Source organism: Pseudarthrobacter chlorophenolicus A6 (genome assembly GCF_000022025.1).
GTDB lineage: Bacteria > Actinomycetota > Actinomycetes > Actinomycetales > Micrococcaceae > Arthrobacter > Arthrobacter chlorophenolicus.
Window position 1 is genome coordinate 806,551 of record NC_011886.1, and the last position, 22,155, is coordinate 828,705.

The following is a 22,155-nucleotide window of genomic DNA, read 5'->3' on the forward strand; positions in this document are numbered from 1 at the left end:
CAAGCCAATCCGTGACAGGTCCGTTATGGTCCACTGCCTATCCACGGCCAATTTGATAAGTATACTTATCGTGTCGGGGGCGAGTCGAAAGTTCACGCACATCCCGGCGATGACGTGCACTAATACGACTGAAAGCAGGACACATCATGACCAGCATGAGTTCCACCGGTCGCACCGCGGGCCGGACCAACATCCAAAAAGCAACGCTGGCCGTCGGCGCCGTCTTCCTCCTGGTGGGGGTTCTGGGCTTCATCCCGGGCATCACGTCCAACTACGAAAGCCTCGGCTTTGCCGGGCACGGTTCCGAGGCATTGCTCCTGGGAATCTTCCAGGTCTCCATCCTCCACAACATCGTGCACCTGCTCTTCGGCATCGCCGGCATTGCGATGGCCGGAAGCGCCGCGCAGTCCAGGAACTACCTGATCGGCGGCGGTGCCATCTACCTGGTGCTGTGGCTGTATGGGCTCCTGATCGGCCAGGATTCGGCAGCCAACTTTGTTCCGGTCAATACCGCTGACAACTGGCTGCACTTCGTTCTCGGAGTCGCCATGATCGGCCTGGGCGTCGCGCTTTCACGCGGCACGTCCCGCGCCGGGCGCACCACCGCGTAGGCGCCGCCGGGGACAAAAGCAGGCGGTTCGGCAGATGCCGGACCGCCTGCTTTTTTGTCCCTTGAAGGCCTGGCGTCAGGCTGTCTGGAACGCGCCGATGGTCAGGAGTTTGATATCGGCGTTGCTGCAGGCGGTGGTGGGCTGGGCCAGGAAAAGGGACTCGGTGTCTTCCGGCGGGTAGATCCGGTAGCCAGCCGCGTCAACAGGCGAGCAGTCCATGTAATTGCCGGCCTGCGTGTACCGCAGCTGGGCCCAGCCCGTTTGGCCAGGTGCCAGCAGGACGTCCGTAACAGGAACGGATTCGTCCCGGGTGGCCGCCGCGCCAATGGGACCGCCCGCCGCGTCAGCCGCGAGTGACACTCCGGGGAAACCCTTGAGGATGCAGGGCTCGCTGCCGGTGTTGGTGAGGTTGAGCTTCATGTAGACGCTTCCTGCGGCGCCGCCACCACTGGCGTCGGTGGCGGCGGACAATCCTGCCGCCTTGCACAGTCCGGGTCCCGCCGGCGGGGTGGTTGCCGGGGCGGCGGACGACGGCGGCGCGGCCGTTGTAGGCGGGGGCGCGGACTGCGAGGGGCTGCCGGAGCCCGTCCCCGGCGCGGCCGGTGTGGTGCTCGTTTGGCTTTGCGGCTGGCCGAGACCGCATGACGCAAGCAGCAGGACAGCCGCCACGCCGGCCGTCGACAAGGCTATCCCCTGGAGTGTTTTCTGAGACCTCATGCCACCACCTTCGCGGCAGTCCGGGGCGGCGTCAACGATGCCGCGTGGTCCCAAGGCAATTTGATGCCCGGATCGTGATGATCCGGGCATCAAGCCAGGACTACTTGGTGCTGTCGGCTGCCTTCCGGCGTGCACCACTCCGCAGCAGTGCGAGGCCGCCCAGTACCAGTCCGGCCACGCCGGCGCCGAGGCCGGCCCAACTGCGGGCATCGGCGCCGCTGTCCGTCACGGACGCTGCCTGTTCCGTGTGGGTTGCCGCGGTTGCGGTGGCACCGTGTCCATCTGACGCAGCGGCCTCGGTGATGGTGATGGATGGCGCCGGGGCCTTCAGGGAATGCGGGTCCTGGCCATCCTTGGCGATTTCCGACCAGTCCGTCTGGCCAACCTCGCACGTCTGCATCGTGGGGAAGTTCAGCGTGGTGCCTGCGGCGTCGGGAAGCTTGACGGAGAGGACCAGCGTGTCACGAAGGTCGTGGGCCAGGGGCGTTTTGGCCGTGTAGACGATCTGGCTGGTCCGCTTGGTGATGGAGCTGCCGTCGGCGAGCTTCTTCGGCTCGGCGAGCTGTTCGGTTACCTTTTCCGCGGTCCAGTTGGGGTTCACGGTGGGCTGGGCGTCATTGAGCTCTGCCGGCAGGGTAATGGCCACCTTGGTGGTGGCGGATTCCTCGCACCCGTGGGGGATGGCGAATGTCAGCAGTGCGTAGGAGCTGGCAGAGGTCTTGTCCGGCGTCACGCCCACATGGGCGGACGCGGCTCCGGCGCCGGCCAGGATCAGTGCGGCGGTGCCGCCGGCCGCTGCGGCTGTGGTCAGGGTACGGCGAAGGATCGGGGAAGTCATGGGTTGCCTTTCTGGCGCACGCCATACGTGGCGCGCAAAGTTTTTGGGAAAGCCCGGGCCGGCGTGGAGTGCAGGCGCGGGTCAGAAGGAAAGCACGACGGCGGAAGGCGGGCCGCGTCGGCTGTCCTGCCGCAGGTTCCGCCAGGGGCGGTGGGGAGCGGCGGGTGTGGGGAATACTGCGAAAACCGGCTCGACGTCGTCGAGCGTGACGGTAACGGGAAGGCCGGCGAGGGGCCGCAGCCACCCGGCCAGGGCCCAAAGCGCTGCTTCGCCCTTGGCCAGCAAGAGGGCACATCCCAGGGTTGCCAGCGCGTGCGCGGCCAGCATCAGGGAGCCCGAGGCAGGGTCTGCCGGGCCCACGTGCCCGGCCATGGCCACCAGGTCCGGCGGGAGCGCGGGCACGCCGTGCTGGTGGCCTGTATAGGCTGCCGCGGGACCCGACGGCTGTGAGGGCACGCTGAACGTGGCGAACAGTTCGTGCAGCGCCAGTTGCCCGCCGCCCATCAGCCCGGCCATGGCCGGGAACGAGAGCCTGAGCCTGGTGGCGGCGGTGCTGGCGAGACCCGTGAGCGCCAGGATGGCGAGGAGGATCCCCGGAGCGGGCAGCTGCCCGCCGCCGGCCACGTGGGCGCCCGCCGCAAGGGTAAGGATGCCAGTTGCAAGGGCCGAGGCGCGGACGAGGTGGAAGGGTGTGCGGTGTGCCGGCACTGACTCTCCCCTCCCGGTGCGGTGGCGCGTACAACGGCAGGAAACAGCGGTTGTTCCTGCCCGCCCGATTCTACCGGGGAACCACGGACGTTGCGGCGCCGGGCCGGCTCCATGTGGAAATCCGCAGCAGGCTGAGGGGAAGGGTTGTGGGGGACGGGACGCGTCAGGCCCCGGCCAGCAGCTCCGCCAGGACGTCTGCAGCGCTGTGGTGCCGGATGAGCCGCGCGGACTGACCCGCCCACAGTGACATGAGGTCCGTGTTTCCCGCCGCGGCGGCCGTCGGGCGGAACCGGCCGGTCAGCCAGTTCTGGACGGGGAACGGGGCGATGGCCGGTGGCGCCAGTTCGGAGATGACCCGGTTGGGGATTCCGCGTGCCAGCCGCCCGCTCAGCGCGCGGGTGAGGACGGTATTTCCCGCGGCCGGGCTGTGCAGCAGCTCCCGGTACGCCGGGGCGGCCGCGGATTCATGGGTAGCCAGGAACGCCGTGCCAACCTGGACACCCTCGGCGCCCAGCGCCAGGGCGGCGGCGAACCCGCGCCGGTCAGCGATGCCGCCGGCCGCTATGACAGGGATGCTGACGGCGTCGGCCACCTGGGGGACGAGGGAGAACGTGCCCACCAGGGAGTCCTCGGCCGGGCGCAGGAAGGACACGCGGTGGCCGCCGGACTCCATGCCGCTGGCCACCACGGCATCCACACCGCCCGCCTCCAGGGCCAGGGCCTCCTCCACGGTGGTGGCGGTGCCGGCCACTTTGATCCCGCGACGGTGCGCTTCTTCCACTATTTCCGGCGCGGGGACGCCAAAGACGAAGCTCACGACGGCGGGGGCAGCCTCCAGCGTTGCCTCCACCTGCTCGCCGTAGTCGGCCATGAATCGTTCCGGCATGTCCGGCAATTCCAGGCCCAGCTCCTCGAAATAGGGCTGGAGGGCACGGACGTAGCTGTCGAACTCTGTCCGGGGCAGCTCAGTCGTCTCGCTGCCGGTGGGTACCCACAGATTAAGGGCGAACGGCTTGGCCGTGGCGGCGCGAAGCTGCGCCGCCGTCTTGAGGATCGCGGCGCCGTCGTACCCGTACAGGCCGTACGAACCCAGCCCGCCGCCGTCGGACACCGCCGCGCTGAGTGCCACGGAAGACACCCCGCCGAAGGGGCCAAGCACTACCGGCACGTCTATGCCGAGCACGTCCGTGAGCCTGCTGCGGCGTGAAGCGGCGTGGTCCTGCTGGGGCATGGCGTTCTCCTGACGGATCCGGTGGTTTGCGGCTGCTTCGACCAGTCTTGCAGGGCCGGGCTGCGCTCCCAAGTCCCGGCCCGGTACCGCTGCGCTGGGATGAAGAAGAGCGCCGGCTGCGTCCGGGGCGCCCGGCGATAGACTGCATTCCATCAGTGCAGGCGATCTAAGGAGAAGTTCATGGACTACACCGGAAGCCAGTCAGAAAAGGTTGTTCCGGCCGGTGAACTTGGCCGCAGCCACATCGGCCAGACCATCACCTTCCAGCCCAACGAATTCACCGTGGTGTTTGGCAAGCTTGCCGGGATCGCGCGGACCGAAGCCATGGTCTACCTGTCACTGCAGGGCGTCGGAAACGGCACGCACCTGAAGGACGAGTACGACCTCCCGGCCACCCATGACGTCTATGTTCCCGTGGATGTCATCAGCAACGCGGAAACCACCATCAAGGACCTCTTCGGAAAAGTCCAGGAGAACCTCCGCGGCGGCGGCCACAGGGGCGGCGAGGACCGCACCGACAAACTGTAGCCGCACGGGCCACCAGCGGAGGGTGGCCCGGTACAGCCGGGCCTTACGCCTGCGGAAGCACCACCACGCCGGTGGCGGCCTGAAGGTACGGGGCCGGATCGGGGTCGTCGCCGCCGGCCCATTCGAGCCACGCCTGGAACGTGGCACCGATAAAGGCCGCACAGGCATACCGTGCAGTAGCGGCAGGAACCCCGGCCGCCTCGAGGTGCGCCAGGGTGCGTTCACGCTGGGCGCCGAGTGCCTCGTAGCTGCGGTTGAGCAGTTCCCGGTGCGCGCCGATCAGGCGGAGGCGCGCCCGGGTGACCGCCAGGTCGGGCAAGGCGGCTGCGCCGGCAATCACGGCCCGGCGCAGCCCGTCCAGCGGATCGTCACCGGCGGACGGCAGGGGACCCGTTTCCAGCGCCAGTACCGATGCTTCGATGGCCGGCTCGGTACCGCCCCACACCAGGTCCGCCTTGGTGGCGAAATAGCGGTACAGGCTCTTCCGGCCTATTCCGGCAGCCCGGGCAATGTCCTCCATGGAGGTTTCCTCGTACCCGTTCCGGACGAACAGCTTCACGGCCACCCGCGCCACGGCCTCGGGATCTATGGTGGCAGGGCGTCCCGTGGACCTGGTTGCTGGCTCTACCGTCGGCATGCCAACAGTATTCACCCTGGACACCCTTCCTTAATGACACTCTGTGTCATAAGCTGGCGGCACCAGCCCAATCCATCGGAAGGAACACCATGGGCAACGACGCCGCATGGCAGGAAAATGCCACTCCAGGCCGCTTCTCCGGCAGGACCGTCATCGTCACCGGGGCCGGCTCGGGCATCGGCCAGGCCACCGCGCTGCGGATAGCCCGGGAGGGTGGACGGGTCATTGCCGCGGACATCAGCAAGCAGCGGCTGGACGATCTCGTGGCTGATAACCCCGGCCTGGACCTGGTCCCGGTTGCCGGTGACATTTCCACCGAAGAGACAGTGGCTGCCGTCATTGCCGCTGCCGGCGGGCGGGTGGACGCACTGGCCAACATCGCCGGGATCATGGACAACTTTGCCCCCATCCACGAGGTGGACGACGAACTCTGGGACCGGGTGTTCCGCATCAACGTCACGGCGCTGATGCGCCTCACCCGGGCAGTGGTTCCGCTGATGCTGGAGGCAGGTGGGGGATCGGTGGTCAACGTCGCCTCCGAGGCCGGGCTGCGCGGATCGGCCGCCGGCGCCGCCTATACAGCCTCGAAGCATGCCGTGGTGGGCCTGACCAAGAACTCCGCCGTCATGTACGGCCCCCGCGGGCTCCGCTTCAACGCCGTTGTGCCGGGCGCCACCATCACCAACATCGAAGCCAACTGGGGCTCGGAATTGGCAGCAGGCCGGCTAGGTCCGCTGATGCAGGCCAACATCCCCGCGCCCGCCACCGCTGCACAGTTGGCAGCGTCCATCACGTTCCTCCTCAGCGAGGACGGCACCAACGTCAACGGCGCCATCCTCGCGTCCGACGGCGGCTGGTCGGCTGTGTGAGACCCCAGCCGATTCGACGGTTCCCTGCGCACGCGACGCTAACGGGCGTCGACCGGGCAGGGAACCGTCGAATCGGGCTCAGATCCAGGCCGGCGCAGCGGGCACGGGTTCAACCGCTTCGCCGGCCTGGCGTGCCGTGACGCCGGCGGTGCCGCGTCCGGAGGCCCACTGCGCGATGGCCGCCAGCGGGCCGGAAACCGTCACGGGCGAGCCGGTCGCGGTGTCGCCGTAAACCAGCGCGGACGGCTGGCCCTTTACTTCAACCACCAGGTCCTTGTCCGTGCCGCGGGTGGACCAGGCGCCGGTGATGTCCTTGAGCAGCCGGGCCAGGACGGAGGCGGGGATGTCCGTGAAGGATGCGCCGTTGTCCAGGTCCACGGCGTGCACCCAGACTTCGCGGGTGCGCATCCACACTGTTTCCTCGGCCGGGACCACGCGGCCCTGCACGGTCTTGACCTTGTGGTGCCAGGAATCGGCGGGCAGGTCGCGCCATTCGACGTTCAGGTGGACCGCCGAATGGTCGAACAGGTTACGCAGCGCGATAGGGCTCAGCGTGGCACCGAAATCAATCTCGTGGTTCCGGACTTCCACCGACGGATACATCGGCGTTTCCACCCCGGTGGCCGCCCACTCCACCAGCCGGGCGATGGCCCGGGCGTTGTAGCCCACATGGGCCACAACATGCCTGCGGCTCCAGCCGCCCAGCAGGGAGCCACCGTCCAGGTCGGCATCGGTGAGCTCGTGGCAGGCATCGGCCTGGGCGGCCTGGTGCCGTCCGCCAACGCGCTGGTGGCTGAACTCGTACCGGCCAAATGGCGCTCCACCATTGCCACCCTGATGATGTCCGGCGTCCCCATCGGCGGATCCATCGCCGCCCTGGTGGGTATCCCGCTCATCCCCGCCTTCGGCTGGCCTGTCATGTTCCTCGTGGCCGTGCTGGCCCTGGTGGTGGTCATCCCGCTCGGGCTGCGCTACCTGCCGGAAACCCTGCCTTCCGAGGAGGCCAAGGCCGGCAGCGCCGCTGCCAGGGAACCGGTGGGCTTCGGCTCGCTGCTCCGCCCGCCCTTCCTCGGCCTCAGCGTGCTGTACGCGGTAGCCACCCTGGTGACCCTGTTCGCCTGGTACGGCCTGGGCACCTGGCTGCCGAACCTCATGCAGCTCGCCGGCTACAACCTCGGTTCCGCCCTGACCTTCGCCCTGGCCCTGAACCTGGGCGCCGTGGCCGGGTCCGTGATCACCGCCTGGGCCGGTACCCGCTTCGGTCCCGTCCCCACCGCCATCGCGGCAGCCGCCGTGGCCGCCGCCGGACTGCTGGTCCTGGTCACCGGGCCGCCGGTCGCCGTCGTCTACCTCATGCTGGTGCTCGCCGGCGTGGGCACCCATGGCACCCAGTGCCTCATCATCGCCGCCGTGGCCAGCCACTACCCGGCACACCTGCGCGGCACCGCGCTGGGCTGGGCCCTGGGCGTAGGCCGCATCGGTGCCGTGGCAGCACCCCAGGTGGGCGGGCTGCTGCTCGCCGCAGGCCTGGGCGTCAATTCAAACTTCCTGGCATTCGCCGGAGCCGCCGCCGCAGCAGCTGTCCTGCTCGGCTTCATCGTCACCAAGAACAAAACCTCAAAAGCAGTAGGAGAATCACATGTCTAACGACGCAGCCGCCACCGACGTCCTGGTAGTGGGCGGGGGCATGGCCGGACTCGCCGGCGCCTTGGCCCTGAAGGAGAACGGCGCCGATGTCACGCTGGTGGAGGTGGCCCCGGCCTTCCGTGAAGTCGGTGCCGGCCTGCAGATGGCCCCCAACGCTTCCCGCGTGCTCAAGCGCTGGGGGCTGCTGGAAAAGGCCCTCGAGATCGGCGTCCAGCCCAAGCACTTGGTGTTCCGCGACGCCGTCACCGGTGAGGAACTCACCCGGCAAACCCTCGGCGGTGAGTTCGAGGAACGCTACGGCGCCCCCTACGTGGTGATCCACCGCAGCGACCTGCACCGCATCCTGCTCGAGGCCTGCCAGGACGCCGGCGTCACGCTGGTCAACGACGTGCAGGTGCAGAAAGTGGAGACCGACGGCGACCGGGCCAAGGCGTACAGCGCCAAGGGCGAGGTGTTCGAAGCCGACGCCATCCTGGCCGCAGACGGCCTGAAATCCACCCTCCGCGGCCAGGTTGCCAACGATGGCCCGGTCAACTCGGCCTACGTCGCCTACCGCGGCACCGTGCCCATCACGCCCGAGACGCCGGCAGCGGACCTCGAAGACGTGATTGTCTACCTCGGCCCCAACTGCCACCTGGTGCAGTACCCGCTGCGCAAGGGCGAACTGCTGAATACCGTGGCCGTCTTCAAGTCCGCCTCCTTTGAGCGCGGCGAAGAACAGTACGGCGGCGTCGACGAGCTGGAGGCCGCGTACGCCGGCTGCGTTCCCGCCGTCCAGGAAGCGCTGAAGAACCTGGCCACCGGCATCCGCTGGCCCATGTACGACCGCGACCCGATCGAAAACTGGGTAGCGGGCCGGATGGCACTGATCGGCGATGCAGCGCACCCCATGCTGCAGTACCTCGCCCAGGGTGCCTGCCAGGCACTCGAGGACGCGGCCGTCCTCCAGGACGCCACCCAGGGACTGGTGTTCACCGATGAGGGCGTCAACCCCGGCGCCTGGGAAGCGGCGTTCAGCGAGTTCAACGGTGTCCGTGCCGCCCGTACCGCCCGGGTCCAGCGCACCGCCCGCATCTGGGGCGAGTCCTGGCATGTTGACGGTGTGGCCCGCGTGCTGCGGAACATGCTCTTCAAGAGCCGCGGCGACAACAACTTCCAGTACAACGACTGGCTGTACGGCCGCAGCGAACCCGGCGTGCCCGCCGAGGTTCCGGCGGTTTCCGCAGGTTCCGCGCGGGGAAGCCTCGTGGAGGCCTAAGCACCCGGCCTGAAGTACTTCAGCGCCAGGCGGGCGTACGACGGCGGGTGGCTCCCGCCGTCGTACGCCCGCCTTTTTTCGCGGGTACCCGTCCGCGGCGGTCAGGGGTTGCGGCCGTTGCTAGGCTCCTCGGATGGGGCAAGCGCTGGGGGCAACGCAATTGGACGATCGGTGGGACGGCGGGCTGCTGGGCCCTGAGCAGGCCAGCATCGCGGAGAGGTGGCTGGAGTCGCCGCAACTCGTGGCTGACCTGTCCTGGGGGATCACGGACACGAAAGTCCTCCGCGTCCAGTCGGCCGCCGGACAGGTCATCATCAAAGCCGGGGGACCGGAGAACCACCACCTTGCCCGCGAGATCAAAGCCCATCGCGCCTATACCCGGCCGCTGGTGGAGGACGGGCGGTCAGCCCGCCTGCTCCACGCGGATCCCGGCGCCAACGTACTGGTGATGGAATACCTCGAAGGCCGCTTGGTTGAGGGCACGGAAGCCGAGCATGAAACAGGCATTTACGCCCAGGCCGGTGAGGCGCTGAGACTGCTCCACCGCCAGGAGTCCCGCGCCGATGACACCTACGAAGCCCGTGCCACGGCGAAGGCCCTCTCGTGGCTGGACCGGAAGCACCGGATTGATCCCGCCGTCGAGCAGGAGGCACGGCGCCGGTTGGCGGAGTACCGCCCGGCCCCTGTCGACGTCGTTCCCACCCACGGCGACTGGCAGCCGCGGAACTGGCTGCTCCACCGCGGTGAGCTCCGGGTAATCGACTTCGGCCGCTTCGATTTCCGGCCCGCCGCCACGGACCTGTGCCGGTTGGCGGTGCAGCAGTGGCGGGAACATCCGGCCCTTGAACAGGCATTTTTGGACGGCTACGGGGAGGACCCCCGGTCCAGTCCGGTTTGGCGCGTCGACCTGCTCCGGGAAGCAATCGGAACGGCCGTGTGGGCGTACCTGGTGGGCGACGAGGCCTTTGAGGACCAGGGTCACCGCATGCTGCGCGGGGCACTGGACTGCTGGTGAGCGGTGGTGTCAGACCGCGTCGCAGAGCAGGTGGTACCAGCTGTCCGCCAGCACCTCCAACGCGTGTTCCCGGTTCGGCTCCATTTTGCGGCGGGTCCACAGCGTAGCCACGTAGTCCAGCTGCGTAAATGCCAGGGTGCCGCGGATGTGGCGGGTCTCTGCGGCGAAGCGTCCGGCCTGCTGCATGCCGCGGACCATGTCCGAGATGACTTCCTCGTGCCAGCCCTCCACCATGGCCCGTACCTCGGTGTCCACGGCAGCAGCCTCGTCGAGCACATCCAGATAGGGGCGGAACACCGGCCACAAAGCAGCCCGGGATTCGAGCCAGGACAGGATGCCGGCGAGCTTGCCGTCGCGCACCACCTGAACGAGGTCAGGGGCGGTGGAGGCGCTGTCCGGCCCGTCGGCGCGCTCCAGGACGGCGTTCACCCGGGCCATGAAGTCGCGCATCAAATCGGCCCTCGTGGGGTAATACGCGTAGAAGGTCACACGGGTGGTGCCGGCCGACGCAGCGATCTCATCGATGGTGGTGGCGGCGTAGCCCTTTGCGGTGAAAAGCTCCAGCGCCCGTTCCACGATGGTGTCGCGGGTCAGCTGCTTCTGGGCTTCTCGCAGCGATGGCATAGCGTCAATCCTAACGTGGAGTCCGGGCGCCGGAGGTGGCCACTGGAGCAGGCGCGGCAGCGTCAGGCCGTCACCGGTTGGGGCGGCCTGACGGCTTTTGACCCGGTGTTGGCCAGGCGCCGCAGCTTGGGAACGGGGATCCGGTAATTGAGTGCGGCGGCGGTTCCGGAGCCGTCCGCATGCTCCCAGCGCAGCAGCGCCGAATCGTCATCGGAGCCCTGTTCCCGGAAGCCCGGCGCTCCTTCCACGGGCGTGTAACCCACCGATTTGAGTGACAGTCCAAAGGCTTCCGTCCAGAAGTAGGGCTGGAGTTCCAGCGCTGGGGCGATATCGCCCAGCAGGAGGCCGACGGCGGCGGCCTTGGCCTGGTCGATGGCGCTGGTCCACAGCGGTACCCGCGTCAGTCCGCGTTGGGTGGGGAAGAACGCCACGTCACCGGCCGCGACGATATCTGGCCGCACGCGGCCGCGGGAGTCGACCCGCAGCACGCCGCCGGTGAGCAGGCCGGAGCCTTCCAGCCAGCCGGTGTTGGGCTCGTCGCCGATAGCGCTCACCACGAGGTCCGCTTCCAGCACTGTTCCGTCCGGCAGGGCCACGCCCGGTGTGGATCCTGATGTGGATCCTGAGCACAGCCGGGCCTTCGGGCCGTTGACGATCCGCAAACCCTGCCTGCGTGCGGCCGAGGCGAAGATACCGGACAGATAGCCGCCCAGCTGCCGCACCAGCGGTTCGCCGTCGGTCACCAGGGTGACGTCACAGCCGTTGTGCAGGCAGCCGGAGGCCACCTCCATTCCCAATGGACCCCCGCCCACCACGATGACTGATGGCCGGGCGGCCACCAGTTCCTTCAGCTGGACAGCGTCCTCAAGGGTTCGCAGCGTGAGCTCCCGGGAGCTGTCGTGTCCGTTGCCCTCCTCCTGCGGACCGCCGCCAAGCCGCCGGGCCCGCGAGCCCGAGGCGATTACCAGCCCGTCGTACGGCAGGCTCCCGCCGCCGTCGAGCGTTACAACGCGCGCCCCGGCGTCGAGCCCGGTGGCGCTGACGCCCAGCAGTTCGTCTGCCCCGTGCGTCGGCTCCGGCAATCCGTGCGCCGCCAGCCCGCCGCTGCCGTGGAGCAGCGCTTTGGACAGCGCGGGCCTGCTGTACGGGGAGTGGCGCTCGGCGCCCACCACCGTCAGCTCGCCGTCGAAGCCCGCCGCGCGCAGCGAGTCGCACGCGGTCAGGCCCGCGATGCCGTTCCCGACGACGACGATGCGCCGCAGCGTCACGGCGTCACCAGTTTCAGGGCTGCTACAGGGCAGATTCGCACGGCGGCCCTGGCCGCGGCTTCGGCCTGGGCCCCCTCCACTTCCGGGACGTCGATCACCAGCTCGCCGTCGTCGTCAAGATGCATCAGCGCCGGGGCGGCTTCCTCGCAGAGGCCGTGTCCTTCACAGCGCGGCCGGTCCAGGTCGATCCTCATGCTGCTTCCACCTCCAGCACCTGGAGCTCTTCGAAGCTCCTGGTGATATTGCTCGGAATCCGATACCCCTCGCCCAAGGACAGGGATTTCACCCGCCGTGCCAGGGCTTCCACGATGGCGTGCCCCTCCAGGCGTGCCAGTCCCTGGCCGGCGCAACCGTGCGGGCCGTAGCCGAAGGACAGGTGGTCGGTGGGGTTCCGGGTCACGTCAAAGGTGTCCGGGTTGTCATAGTGGCGGGGGTCCCGGTTTCCGGCACCCAGGAGGATGCCGAGCTGGGCGCCCGCCGGAACGCTCACGCCGCCCAGCTCCACCTCACGGGTGGTGGTGCGGCCCCAGATGTGCAGCGGCGTCCAATAGCGCAATACCTCGGCAAGGGCCGCGGGAACGAGCTCCGGGTTGTTGCGGACCAGTTCGAGCTGTTCCGGGTGGCGGCCGAACAGGGCCACGATGTTGCCGATGGAGGCGATGGTGGTATCGACGCCGGCACCCAGATACTGGTGGATGATGTGGCCTGCGGACCCCTCGGGGATCTCCCCGCGCGCCTCGGCGTCGAAAATTCCCCGGCCGATGGAGTCGGGCGCCAGGTCCGCTGCGGTGACCGACGAGCACCAGCCGTACAGTTCGCCGGCGATGGGGAAGCTCTCCTGGGTGCGGTGGTTCAGTGGGCCGAGCACCTGCATGGCGGCTTGGCCCCAGCGCAGCATGTTCTCTTTCACGTGGCCGCCGAATCCGATGAGGTCCGCCACGATGTCCAGCGGGAAGGCGCGGGCCAGGGAATCGATGGCTTCGAAGGAGCCGGTAGCCACCAGTTCGGCAACGAGCTTGTCCGCCTTCTCATCGATGGTCACCTTCAGGCCGCGCAGGGCCCGGGGCGTGAGGTTTGCCGAGAGGGTGGCGCGGAGTTGGGTGTGCATGGGCGGATCCGATGCGAGTGACGTCCCCTGCAGTGCCCCGTTCACCATCGGGTTGAAGCCAAGGGTGGTGGACGAGAAGGATTCCGGGTCCGCAAGGACGTCCCGGATGAGGTCATACGTGGTGACGGCGTAAAGGTTGTTTTTCGGCAGGTGGACCACGCCGCCCAGTTCTCGCAGCGCGGCGTAGGTGGGGTAGGGGTCCACCGTGATGTCGTCATCCCAGATGTCGATATCGGATTCGATGGGGTTCATTGTTGTCTCCTTGCGGATTGGTTTCTGTCGGGCTGCCAGGCCGCTTACGCGGTGACGGCCTCGGCGTTGGCTTCGGTGGTTTCGGCCACGGCGTCCGGGGTGGGTGCGGACGGGCGGGAATTGATGAAGAGAGTCAGGACCGCGGAGAGGACGGCGGCGATCCCGGCGACGAAGTAGACCGTCTGGAATCCCTGGCCCAGGGAGGTTCCTGCCACTCCCTGGATCTGCTGCTGGACCGAGGCAACAGCGTTCACCATGCCGTCCACTGCCTGGGCGGGGGCGCCGCCCGCAGCGGCTTGGCCGGAGAACTGGGCCACGACGCCGTCCCAGCCGGACAGGTAACCCAGCGGCGGCACGTGCGAGAGCCCGGCCACTGCCTCGGCGGGAAGCCCGGCTCCGCCCAGGATCCCGGCCAGCGAGCCGGCGAATGCGGAGGCTCCGACGCCGAACGCGATGGCGGATCCGATCACGGGCCCCAGAGCGAAGCCCAGGTCGCGCAGCAGGTTGGTAGTGGCCGACGCCATGCCGATGTGCTGCGGCGGCACGGTGTTGATGGCCACAGCGGTGATGGAACCGACGGTAAGCGCGAATCCGATGCCGAGCAGCAGCAGCGGCGGGATGAAGGCGGTCCAGGGCGCCCCGCCGAAGGCTTCGGGCGTGCCCAGGGGGATGTTGGAAAGCCAGAAGGCTGAGACGGCCATGAACGCGAATCCGGCCGTGAGGACCCAGCGGGGTGCCACGTGATGGATCAGCCAGCCCACCACCGGGATGAACGCGAAGGCCGGGCCCTGGATGAAGACGAACAGCACGCCCACTTTCCAGGCCTCGGCCAGGGCGAGGCCGCCAACGGCCACGCTGGTGCTGAAGCAGACGGCCAGGAAGGCGAACATGCCCGTGACGGCCACGATGCCCGTGATGGAGTAGGCACGGTTTTTGAACAGCGAGAGGTGGATCAGCGGCTGGCGCGTGCGTTTCTCGATGACGATGAAGGCGGCCAGGAGGAGAGCACCCGCAACGTAACTGGTGATGACCTCGGCACTGCCGAATCCGGCGTCGACCGCCTGGACCGTGGCGAACAGTATTGCGATGAGGCCCAGGGCCAGGGTGATCTGTCCCGGCATGTCGAGCTTCCGGCCTTCAGCGGCGGCGGAGTCCTTTGCCTTGATGGCGATGACCAGGACGGCGACGGCGATGGCGGCTGCAATGTAGTACGCCACCCGCCAGCCGCTGAAGATGTTCGGTGCCCCGGCAGCGGTCCCCTCCACGGTGAATGCCTGGGACGTGAGCCCCGCCAGGACGGGCGAGATGACCGCGCCCAGGGACAGGAAGCCAGCCCAGGTGGCAATGACCTTCGCCCGTTCCCGGTGGTCCGGTGTGATGGCCGCGATCATGGACAGTGAGATGGGGAAGAGGATGCCGGCACCGATGCCGCCCACAGCCTGAGCGGCGATCATCATTTCCGTGTTGACGGCCAGCGCAGCCAGGACTGACCCCGCCACGCTGACGAGGGCGCCGGCGTACAGCAGCTTCTTGCGGCCGAACAGGTCGCCCAGCAGGCCCCAGCTCAGTTCGAAAACGACGATGCCCATCATGAACATGCCGGCGATCCAGGTCAGTCCGGCGCCGGAGGTGCGGAATTCAACAGCGAACGTTCCGTTGAGCGCGCCGGGCAGCGCGTTGGTGATTTGGGCCAGGGTGACGGCGCTGTACGCCGCTACGAAGGTGGCTCGAACCGAGCCGCGGCTCGAGACGGTGGGGGCAAGGCTCATCGATGAAACTCCCTTGTTCCAATGAGAGATGGATTGGTTGTTCTCAACAGTTTGTAGTGATCTATTACACAGTGTCAAGCAAATTTATCCATGAAAGTTTTCTTGACACTCTGTAAAGATTTATGTGATACTGGCTACACCGCAAGGGAGCGAGGGCTCCGCGGAAACCCCAACACATCACCCGGAACTGAGGGAGAACCCTGTGAGCAACCAACCGGCCGTCGATTTCCGCGATGCCCACGCCCCCGGCCCGGAGCAGGGCATCGTCAACACGGTCCTGGGCCCGGTCTCCGCTTCTGAACTGGGCGTCGTTGCAGCCCATGAGGCGCTGCTGTCAGTGCTCCCCGGTGCCCAGTACGCCCCGGACATTGCAATGGACCGTGCGGACATCTTCGAAGCCCTGGCCGGAAAGCTGGCCGACTTCCGCCGCCACGGCGGGCAGACCATCGTTGACAGCACCGGCATGTTCCACGGCCGCGACCTCAAGCTGTACGAAGCCCTGTCCCGTTCCACCGGCGTCCACATCGTGGCCTCTACCGGCCTGGGCCCGGAGGAGGAGCTCGGCGGCTACTTCCTGACGCCGCAGACCAATCCGCCCACCCCGTGGCCGGCAGAAAAGTTCAGCGACCTGTTCGGCAAGGAGATCACCGAAGGCATGGTGGTTCCCCGCGTGGAACGGCGCGGCCCGGCCGGCCTCATTGCCACGGTCGCTGACCGTGCCGGCATGACCCCCACGGAGGAGAGCCTCTTCCGAGGCTCAGCCCGTGCGGGCAAGGAGACCGGAGTGGCCGTCTCCATCCGGTTCGGCGCCGACGCCCTGCACGATCTCGACGTTGTCCTGGACGAGGGGATTGGCGCTGACCGGGTGCTTGTGGGCGGGCTGGACCGCATGGACGCTGCCGGAGCCGCCGGCAAGGTGGCCGAGCGCGGCGCTTTCGTGGGCATTGACCACGTTGGCCTTAATGACCATCCCGACTTCCTCACCGACCACGGACGGGCGGAGCTCGTCCTGGAGCTCGTCGCCGCAGGCCACGCAGACAAGGTCATCCTGTCCGGCAACTCCATCGGCGTGGCCAAGGGACTCCCGGCCTACGACCTCCCCTTCAGCCACGTCCTGGCCACATTCATGCCCTTCCTCAAGTCCCGCGGACTGGGCGATGACGACGCGCATCGCATCCTCGTGGACAATCCGCGGACCCTGCTGGCCGTCCGCTGAGCCCGCTTCATCAGCCTTCCAACCCCCAAGGGAAAGAAATGACAAAGGTCAACACAGTGCTGGGAACCATCCCGGCCGAAGAACTCGAAATCGTGGCTGTCCACGAGCACATCGGCTACGGCATGCCCGGCTCCGAACTGGACACCAGATGGTGGAAGACGCCGGAACGGGCCTATGAGGAAACCGTGCCGAAACTGCGCAAGTTCCGCGAGTACGGCGGCGGAACCATGGTGGATGCCACCGGCATCTGCAACGGGCGCGACATCGACTACTACAAGTCTCTGTCCCGTAAGACCGGCGTCAACATCGTGGCCTGCACCGGCTTCGTGGGCGGCGACACCGCGCTGCCGCACTTCTCCCGCGCCACGGTGGATTACCTCGCCAAGGTCTTCATTCACGAAATCACCGTGGGCATCGGCGACACCGGCGCCAAGGCCGGCGTCATCAAGGTGGGCGTCAGCCGCGGCGGCCGGATGACGGAACTGGACAAACGGATCTACCGCGCCGCAGCCCGGGCTGCCGTCGCCACCGGCGCCCCCATCCTCACCCACCTGGCCATCAACCCGGAACCCGCCGTGACCATCTTCAAGGAAGAGGGCCTTCCCCTGGACCGCGTGCTCTTCGGCCACGCCGACGACGGCCTGAACGCCCCCATCACGCCGCACGACTGGATCTACGAACAAGGCGGCCGGATCGGCTTCGACACCTTCGGCTACGACCTCGAACTGCCCGACCCGCCATTCTGGGGCCGGAAGCGCGCCGAGCGCATGGAGCACTTCGTCAAGCTCGTCAACAAGGGCTATGCGGACAAGCTCCTGGTCTCCGCGGACGCCAACTGCAGCCCGCTGGGCTGGCCGGGCGTCAAAGGCCACACCATCAACTACATCTTCGAAGACATGATCCCGGACATGCGCGCCGCCGGCATCGACGACGCCACCCTGAAGCTCCTGCTCGAGGACAACCCGGCGGACTTCCTGTCGCTCCACGCCTGAACCAGCCAGGCTCCCAGACACCAATTTTCCCGGGTCCTGCCCGGCACCAGAAAGAGACTTATCCCATGAAGGCTGAAGACCTCAAGAACCTCAACATTGCCGTCATCGGCGCCGGATACGGCGGAGCTGCGGCCGCGAAGGCGCTGAGCCTGCTGGGAGCCACCGTCAACGTTTATGAGCAGGCATCCCAAATGCGTGAAGTCGGAGCCGGGATCGGCCTGCGCCCCGCCACCATGGCCAGGTTCCGCCAGTGGGGAATCTTCGACGCCATCGCCGCAGTCAGCTCACCCAGCGATTACTTCGAAATCCTCAGCGCCACCGGCCACCCGATCATGAAGGACACCTGGCCCGAGCACGGCGACCAGAAGCAGACCCACCTGATCCACCGCGGCGACTTCATTGACGCCCTGCTTGGTGTCCTTCCCGAAGGCATGGTCCACCTCGGCCACAAACTTGAGGGCATCGAGGACAAAGGTGACCGCTCCGTCCTCACCTTTACCAATGGCAAGACCATTGAAGCTGACCTGGTGGTGGGTGCGGACGGCATCAAATCCGTGGTCCGGGAGCAACTGTTCAGCAAAGCAGGTCCCGTCTTCTCCGGCGAGCACGCCTACCGGGCCGTGATCTCCGCCGACGACGCCCACGGCATGGTGGTGGATGACAACCTCCGGATGTACATCGGCAAGGGCACCAAGGTGTACCTCTTGCCGCTGCGCCACCGCAACCAGATGTCCTTCGACATCACAGCCCTCAACCCAGACGGAACCTGGGCGCCCACCATCACCACGGAGAATCTCGTGGCGACGGTGGAGGGATTCGATGAGCGGATCGTCAGCATTGCCCGCGGCCTCGACATGGACACCGTCAACATCCGCGCCGTCTACGACATCGACCCGGTGGACACCTGGCACACCGATTCGGTCGTTCTGATGGGCGACGCCGCCCACTCGATGCTCCACCACCAGGGCCAGGGCGCCAACTCCGCCATCGAGGACGCGGGTGCGCTCGCGGACGCCCTCGCGGGGGCAGGCTCCGTCAGGGAGGCACTGGAACAGTTCCAGGCAACCCGCAAGCCCGTCACCGATGAACTGCAGCGCATCTCCCGCCAGGGCTGGAGCGAAGAAGAAGTCAACGACGTCTTCCCGGGTCAAAAGCCTGCCTCTCAAAAGCCTGCTTCGCAGGAGCCCGCCGAAACCGTGAAGGCCTGACCCATGGCCATTCACCCCGATATCGCCAAGGTCCTCAGCACCCTGCCCGCCCCGGACGGCTCGCCGCTCAACCCGCAGGCCATGCGCGCCGGCGAAGCAGCCCAGGTCCCGCCGGAGGATAAGCGCCTGCCGCTGCACGCCGTCGTCGACGCCTCGGCCACGACGGAAACCGGCGAGGTCCCCGTCCGCATCTACACCCCGGATGAGGCGGCAGCCCACGGCCTGCTGGTCTACTTCCACGGCGGCGCGTTCTTCCTGGGCAGCCTGGATACGCACGACCATGTGGCACGCTCCCTCGCCAGGGAAACCGGCCACAAGGTCATCTCCGTCGGGTACCGGCTGGCCCCGGAGGCAGCCTTCCCGGCGGGCCTCGAGGACTGCTATGGCGTGGTCCGCTGGGCCGCATCGCACGGGGACGCCCTGGGCTGGGACGGGCAGAATCTCGCCCTCGCCGGCGACAGTTCCGGCGGTAACTTCGTGGCCGCCGTCGCCGCCATGGCCCGCGACGCCGGGTTTACCGGCATCACCCACCAGGTGATGTTCTATCCGTCGCTGGACCTGGACTTCGATGAGGACCGCTACACGTCAATGCGGGAAAACGCCGAGGGCTACGGGTTGGAGACGGGCGCGCTGAAGCCGTTCAATGCCTTCTACGTGGACAGCGGCGCAGACCCGGCGGACCCCCTTGTCTCGCCCATCAAGCGGCAGGACCTTACCGGCCTCCCGCCGGCCCTCATCGTCACCGCGGAACATGACCCCCTCCGGGACGAAGGGGAACTGTACGGCCGGAGGCTGGAGGGATTCGGCGTCGCCGCCACCGTCAGCCGGTATGACGGTGCCAACCACGGCTTCGTCCAGAACTTCTCCTGGATCCCAGAGTTCTACCGGGCCTTCGAAGAGACCGCCGCCTTCCTGAACAAGGAAACGAGGGCCACGCCATGACAGTCGCCGTCCACCCGATCGTCTCTCCGTGGGGCCGCTTTGGGCTCTACAGCTTTTATATCGACGCCCCGGAGCCCGCCATCGTGGACACCGGCATCGCGTCATCGCCGGAGGAAGGAATGGTGCCGGCGCTCGAAGCAATAGGCCGCCGGATCGAGGACGTCCGGTGGATCCTGCTGACCCACGGCCACATCGACCACATCGGCGGCGCCCACGCACTCTGGGAGCTGACCGGGCGAAGGGCCAAAGTGGTCATCCACGAGGCCGACGCCGCCATGCTCCGCTCACGCCGTGCCCACGTTGAGGAGTACCTGGCCGGGCGCGGGAAGTACCTGCAGGAGCCCGACGGCGAGGCCAAACAGGTGGCCGCGACCATCGCCGTCATCTCGGGGGAGATGGAGCCGTCCATGCTGGTCCGCGGCGGTGAGACCCTGTCGCTGGGCGGTGATGTCACGGTGTCGGTGCATTCGATTCCGGGCCACACCGCCGGGTCCGTGGCGTACGTCCTGGACGGCCAGGGCGACGCTTTCGTGGGCGACGCCGTCCAGGTCCACGGTGCCGCCAACGGGTTCCCCGGTTTCGTGGATCCGGACGGCTACCGGTCCAGCCTGGAATACCTCCGGGACGAGGTCCGCCCGCAGCACCTGTACCTCGGCCACCCGTACCGCCGCGCCGACGGCACCCCGTATGGCGTCGAACTCGATGCCGCGGAGGCCCGCGAAGCGCTGACCCAAAGCCTGCAGATCGAGGCCCAAGTCCGGGACGCCGCGTGCGGATGCCTGGCGGCCGGCCTGCAGGACACCGGATCGCCATACTCGCCGTTCACCCCGGTAGCCACGGAGTTGAAGTACGACGGCGATCCAAGCCTTGAGCCCTCGCCGTTCTTCACCACGGTGGACGGCTACCGCAACCAGTCCTTCACCACGTCTTTCCAGAGGAGCGTCCGCAGCCATGGCTGAGTACCAGACGATCGACGCCGGCGGGCAGAAGATCGCCGTCCGCAAGGACCTGCGCGTCCCCATGCGCGACGGCGTCGAACTCGCCGCCGATGCCTACGAGGGCACCGACGATAAACCCCGCCCGGCACTGGTGGCCCTGAGTCCCTACGGCAAGGAACTGCAGGCGTTGGCGCTGACCACTCCGCCGCAGCGCCGGCCCAGCCCCATGTGGGACGGCTGTATCGAAGCCGGTGATATCGCCAGGATCGTCAAGGAGGAATACGTCCACGTCATCGGCGACCTGCGCGGGTCCGGCCATTCCGGCGGCGAGCACATCGGCAACTACAACGCCGGCGGAGTGTCCCTGGGTGAGGACGCCTACGACTTCATCGAATGGGTCGCTGAACAGCCCTGGTGCGATGGCAACGTAGGGATGGTGGGGATCTCCTACTTCGGGTCCATGCAGGTCCTCGCCGCAGCCGAACGGCCGCCGCACCTGAAAGCCATTTTCGTTTCCGGCGGCCACTACGACTTTTACGAGACCACCTACCATGGCGGCGTCATGTGGTTCATGCCCCGTGCAGCCCGCGAGGGCAGGGGAGGGGACTCCGGCTGGGCCTTCACTGACCGGGTCAAGTCCCGCATGGTGGAGAAGTACCCGCCGGAGGAACTCAAGGCACTGGTGGCCAAGCGGCTGGAGGATCCGGACGTCGCCGCCTGGCCCAACCTGGTCCACGTCCTGAACTACCCCACCAACCATGAGGCCTGGTTCGACATCGTCATGAACGAGCTCGACGGCGACTGGTACGAAGAGCGCAACCCCATCACCCTGGCGCCGAACATCGACATCCCGGTGTGGCTGCAGCTGGACCAGGGCCGTGGCTGGACACTGGACGGCACCATTGAGCTGTTCGACGCGCTTAAGGGCCCCAAGAAGCTGGACATCGGCCCTTACCCGCCCATGCAGTCCCGGCCCTTCATTGAAGAGCACGACAAGATGTTCCGCTGGTACGACTACTGGATCAAGGGCATCGACAACGGCGTCATGGACGAGCCCGCTGTGTCCGTCTTCGTTGAGGGCTCCCGCGAGGTGGTCACCGCGGCGGCTTGGCCGCCGAAGGAGATCGGCTACACGCCCCTCTACCTGCGGCCCCGTCACAAGCTCTCCGCCGAACCAGAGCTGATGGGTACAGAACATGCTGCTCCGGACGGCTTCTACCAGGCTCCCCTGACCGTCACGGACCAGGTGCAGATCATCAGCTGGTCCACGGACACGTTCGAAGAACCTGTCGAAATGATCGGTACCGGCGCGGCGCACATCTTTGCCGAGATCGACCAGCCGGACACGAATTTCATCCTCCGCCTCTGGGACACCGCCCCGAACGGCAAACGTCAACTCATCACCACCGGCTACCTCAAGGCCTCCCACCGCGAGCTCGATGGCCGCACCACGGAGGGCAACCCCTATCACCCGCACACCCGTGCCATCCCGGTGGAGCCTGGAAAGATCGAGGAGTACGTGGTCCGGCTCTACCCGTTCGCCAACACCTTCCGGCAAGGCCACCGGCTCACGGTGGAACTCTCCAACGGCGAACCCCTCGCCGACGAGCACAACTCGCTGCTGCCGCCGGACGCCTTCCACCTCCCGGTGGGACGTCCGGTCACGCACAAGATCTACCGGGACGCGCACCACCCGTCCAGGCTCGTGCTGCCCTTCACGAGGGGCAGCAGTCCTGCAGGGTAGGGGTGGAAAGCAAGCAGGCGGCCTCTCATATGCTG

The 22,155-nt window shown here is 67.4% G+C and carries 21 protein-coding genes and 2 pseudogenes; 12 read left to right on the plus strand and 11 right to left on the minus strand.

The features are described 5' to 3' along the window. Positions 1-146: 146 nt before the first annotated feature. Positions 147-611, plus strand: coding sequence for a DUF4383 domain-containing protein (locus ACHL_RS03760; protein ID WP_015935974.1), 465 nt, complete (start codon positions 147-149; stop codon positions 609-611). A gap of 75 nt (positions 612-686) precedes the next feature. Here the strand turns inward: ACHL_RS03760 and ACHL_RS24550 are convergent, their stop codons facing one another. From ACHL_RS24550 to ACHL_RS03785, 4 genes are all read right to left on the minus strand, one after another. After that, positions 687-1,328, minus strand: a complete 642-nt coding sequence (locus tag ACHL_RS24550; RefSeq protein ID WP_015935975.1) for a DUF4232 domain-containing protein — start codon at positions 1,326-1,328, stop codon at positions 687-689. 100 nt (positions 1,329-1,428) lie between these two features. Continuing rightward, positions 1,429-2,166, minus strand: coding sequence for a YcnI family copper-binding membrane protein (locus tag ACHL_RS03775; protein WP_015935976.1), 738 nt, complete (start codon positions 2,164-2,166; stop codon positions 1,429-1,431). A gap of 81 nt (positions 2,167-2,247) precedes the next feature. Next, positions 2,248-2,874 (minus strand): hypothetical protein, encoded by a 627-nt coding sequence (locus tag ACHL_RS03780; RefSeq protein WP_015935977.1) that lies wholly within the window; start codon positions 2,872-2,874, stop codon positions 2,248-2,250. Between the two features lie 163 nt (positions 2,875-3,037). Further along, positions 3,038-4,105 carry an NAD(P)H-dependent flavin oxidoreductase gene (locus ACHL_RS03785; RefSeq protein WP_015935978.1) on the minus strand — a complete coding sequence of 356 codons (1,068 nt, stop codon included), beginning with the start codon at positions 4,103-4,105 and terminating at the stop codon, positions 3,038-3,040. Between the two features lie 180 nt (positions 4,106-4,285). Here ACHL_RS03785 and ACHL_RS03790 point away from each other — a divergent pair, with 180 nt between their 5' ends. Then, positions 4,286-4,633, plus strand: a complete 348-nt coding sequence (locus ACHL_RS03790) for a hypothetical protein (protein WP_015935979.1) — start codon at positions 4,286-4,288, stop codon at positions 4,631-4,633. 43 nt (positions 4,634-4,676) lie between these two features. Here ACHL_RS03790 and ACHL_RS03795 read toward each other — a convergent pair whose 3' ends face one another. Further along, complete coding sequence (locus ACHL_RS03795) at positions 4,677-5,270, minus strand: TetR family transcriptional regulator (RefSeq protein ID WP_015935980.1); 594 nt, start codon at positions 5,268-5,270, stop codon at positions 4,677-4,679. Between the two features lie 89 nt (positions 5,271-5,359). On the opposite strand from ACHL_RS03795, the gene ACHL_RS03800 reads away from it, so the two are divergent. Further along, entirely contained in the window at positions 5,360-6,139 is a 780-nt protein-coding gene (locus ACHL_RS03800) for an SDR family NAD(P)-dependent oxidoreductase (protein ID WP_015935981.1), read from the plus strand. 78 nt (positions 6,140-6,217) lie between these two features. Here ACHL_RS03800 and ACHL_RS03805 read toward each other — a convergent pair. After that, positions 6,218-6,880 (minus strand): annotated as a pseudogene (locus ACHL_RS03805) (maleylpyruvate isomerase family mycothiol-dependent enzyme); the annotation flags it as partial. On the opposite strand from ACHL_RS03805, the pseudogene ACHL_RS03810 reads away from it, so the two are divergent. The 3 genes and pseudogenes from ACHL_RS03810 to ACHL_RS03820 form a co-directional block, all read left to right on the plus strand. After that, positions 6,866-7,786, plus strand: a pseudogene (locus tag ACHL_RS03810) (MFS transporter); the annotation flags it as partial. The pseudogenes ACHL_RS03805 and ACHL_RS03810 sit on opposite strands and share 15 nt — an antisense overlap. After that, positions 7,779-9,044 carry an FAD-dependent oxidoreductase gene (locus ACHL_RS03815; protein ID WP_015935982.1) on the plus strand — a complete coding sequence of 422 codons (1,266 nt, stop codon included), beginning with the start codon at positions 7,779-7,781 and terminating at the stop codon, positions 9,042-9,044. The pseudogene ACHL_RS03810 and the gene ACHL_RS03815, both read left to right, overlap by 8 nt. A gap of 133 nt (positions 9,045-9,177) precedes the next feature. Then, a complete protein-coding gene (locus ACHL_RS03820; RefSeq protein ID WP_015935983.1) occupies positions 9,178-10,059 on the plus strand; it encodes a phosphotransferase family protein in 882 nt (293 codons plus the stop codon). 9 nt (positions 10,060-10,068) lie between these two features. Here the strand turns inward: ACHL_RS03820 and ACHL_RS03825 are convergent, their stop codons facing one another. The 5 genes from ACHL_RS03825 to ACHL_RS03845 form a co-directional block, all read right to left on the minus strand. After that, a complete protein-coding gene (locus ACHL_RS03825) occupies positions 10,069-10,683 on the minus strand; it encodes a TetR/AcrR family transcriptional regulator (RefSeq protein ID WP_015935984.1) in 615 nt (204 codons plus the stop codon). Between the two features lie 62 nt (positions 10,684-10,745). After that, positions 10,746-11,951: an NAD(P)/FAD-dependent oxidoreductase gene (locus ACHL_RS03830; protein ID WP_015935985.1), complete on the minus strand. Its 1,206-nt coding sequence runs from the start codon at positions 11,949-11,951 to the stop codon at positions 10,746-10,748. Continuing rightward, positions 11,948-12,145: a ferredoxin gene (locus tag ACHL_RS03835; protein WP_015935986.1), complete on the minus strand. Its 198-nt coding sequence runs from the start codon at positions 12,143-12,145 to the stop codon at positions 11,948-11,950. The genes ACHL_RS03830 and ACHL_RS03835 overlap by 4 nt, the downstream gene beginning before the upstream one ends. Further along, complete coding sequence (locus ACHL_RS03840; RefSeq protein WP_015935987.1) at positions 12,142-13,311, minus strand: cytochrome P450; 1,170 nt, start codon at positions 13,309-13,311, stop codon at positions 12,142-12,144. The genes ACHL_RS03835 and ACHL_RS03840 overlap by 4 nt, the downstream gene beginning before the upstream one ends. Positions 13,312-13,355: 44 nt before the next feature. Continuing rightward, entirely contained in the window at positions 13,356-15,080 is a 1,725-nt protein-coding gene (locus ACHL_RS03845) for an MFS transporter (RefSeq protein ID WP_015935988.1), read from the minus strand. 202 nt (positions 15,081-15,282) lie between these two features. On the opposite strand from ACHL_RS03845, the gene ACHL_RS03850 reads away from it, so the two are divergent. The 6 genes from ACHL_RS03850 (at position 15,283) to ACHL_RS03875 (ending at position 22,120) form a co-directional block, all read left to right on the plus strand. Next, positions 15,283-16,296, plus strand: coding sequence for a phosphotriesterase family protein (locus tag ACHL_RS03850; protein WP_015935989.1), 1,014 nt, complete (start codon positions 15,283-15,285; stop codon positions 16,294-16,296). A gap of 38 nt (positions 16,297-16,334) precedes the next feature. Next, positions 16,335-17,288, plus strand: a complete 954-nt coding sequence (locus ACHL_RS03855; RefSeq protein ID WP_015935990.1) for a phosphotriesterase family protein — start codon at positions 16,335-16,337, stop codon at positions 17,286-17,288. Between the two features lie 65 nt (positions 17,289-17,353). Further along, positions 17,354-18,496: an FAD-dependent monooxygenase gene (locus tag ACHL_RS03860; protein ID WP_015935991.1), complete on the plus strand. Its 1,143-nt coding sequence runs from the start codon at positions 17,354-17,356 to the stop codon at positions 18,494-18,496. 3 nt (positions 18,497-18,499) lie between these two features. Next, a complete protein-coding gene (locus ACHL_RS03865; protein ID WP_015935992.1) occupies positions 18,500-19,438 on the plus strand; it encodes an alpha/beta hydrolase in 939 nt (312 codons plus the stop codon). After that, entirely contained in the window at positions 19,435-20,397 is a 963-nt protein-coding gene (locus ACHL_RS03870; RefSeq protein ID WP_015935993.1) for an MBL fold metallo-hydrolase, read from the plus strand. Before ACHL_RS03865 ends, ACHL_RS03870 begins: the two co-directional genes overlap by 4 nt. Beyond that, entirely contained in the window at positions 20,390-22,120 is a 1,731-nt protein-coding gene (locus ACHL_RS03875; RefSeq protein WP_015935994.1) for a CocE/NonD family hydrolase, read from the plus strand. The genes ACHL_RS03870 and ACHL_RS03875 overlap by 8 nt, the downstream gene beginning before the upstream one ends. The last annotated feature ends 35 nt before the right edge of the window (positions 22,121-22,155 follow it).

What these genes read in the sequence shown, in the direction of transcription:
- ACHL_RS03760 (WP_015935974.1), top strand. Translation starts at nt 147, where the DNA reads ATGACCAGCATGAGTTCCACCGGTCGCACCGCGGGCCGGACCAACATC.
- ACHL_RS24550 (WP_015935975.1), bottom strand. Translation starts at nt 1,328, where the DNA reads ATGAGGTCTCAGAAAACACTCCAGGGGATAGCCTTGTCGACGGCCGGC.
- ACHL_RS03775 (WP_015935976.1), bottom strand. Translation starts at nt 2,166, where the DNA reads ATGACTTCCCCGATCCTTCGCCGTACCCTGACCACAGCCGCAGCGGCC.
- ACHL_RS03785 (WP_015935978.1), bottom strand. Translation starts at nt 4,105, where the DNA reads ATGCCCCAGCAGGACCACGCCGCTTCACGCCGCAGCAGGCTCACGGAC.
- ACHL_RS03790 (WP_015935979.1), top strand. Translation starts at nt 4,286, where the DNA reads ATGGACTACACCGGAAGCCAGTCAGAAAAGGTTGTTCCGGCCGGTGAA.
- ACHL_RS03795 (WP_015935980.1), bottom strand. Translation starts at nt 5,270, where the DNA reads ATGCCGACGGTAGAGCCAGCAACCAGGTCCACGGGACGCCCTGCCACC.
- ACHL_RS03800 (WP_015935981.1), top strand. Translation starts at nt 5,360, where the DNA reads ATGGGCAACGACGCCGCATGGCAGGAAAATGCCACTCCAGGCCGCTTC.
- ACHL_RS03815 (WP_015935982.1), top strand. Translation starts at nt 7,779, where the DNA reads ATGTCTAACGACGCAGCCGCCACCGACGTCCTGGTAGTGGGCGGGGGC.
- ACHL_RS03820 (WP_015935983.1), top strand. Translation starts at nt 9,178, where the DNA reads ATGGGGCAAGCGCTGGGGGCAACGCAATTGGACGATCGGTGGGACGGC.
- ACHL_RS03825 (WP_015935984.1), bottom strand. Translation starts at nt 10,683, where the DNA reads ATGCCATCGCTGCGAGAAGCCCAGAAGCAGCTGACCCGCGACACCATC.
- ACHL_RS03835 (WP_015935986.1), bottom strand. Translation starts at nt 12,145, where the DNA reads ATGAGGATCGACCTGGACCGGCCGCGCTGTGAAGGACACGGCCTCTGC.
- ACHL_RS03840 (WP_015935987.1), bottom strand. Translation starts at nt 13,311, where the DNA reads ATGAACCCCATCGAATCCGATATCGACATCTGGGATGACGACATCACG.
- ACHL_RS03845 (WP_015935988.1), bottom strand. Translation starts at nt 15,080, where the DNA reads ATGAGCCTTGCCCCCACCGTCTCGAGCCGCGGCTCGGTTCGAGCCACC.
- ACHL_RS03855 (WP_015935990.1), top strand. Translation starts at nt 16,335, where the DNA reads ATGACAAAGGTCAACACAGTGCTGGGAACCATCCCGGCCGAAGAACTC.
- ACHL_RS03860 (WP_015935991.1), top strand. Translation starts at nt 17,354, where the DNA reads ATGAAGGCTGAAGACCTCAAGAACCTCAACATTGCCGTCATCGGCGCC.
- ACHL_RS03865 (WP_015935992.1), top strand. Translation starts at nt 18,500, where the DNA reads ATGGCCATTCACCCCGATATCGCCAAGGTCCTCAGCACCCTGCCCGCC.
- ACHL_RS03870 (WP_015935993.1), top strand. Translation starts at nt 19,435, where the DNA reads ATGACAGTCGCCGTCCACCCGATCGTCTCTCCGTGGGGCCGCTTTGGG.
- ACHL_RS03875 (WP_015935994.1), top strand. Translation starts at nt 20,390, where the DNA reads ATGGCTGAGTACCAGACGATCGACGCCGGCGGGCAGAAGATCGCCGTC.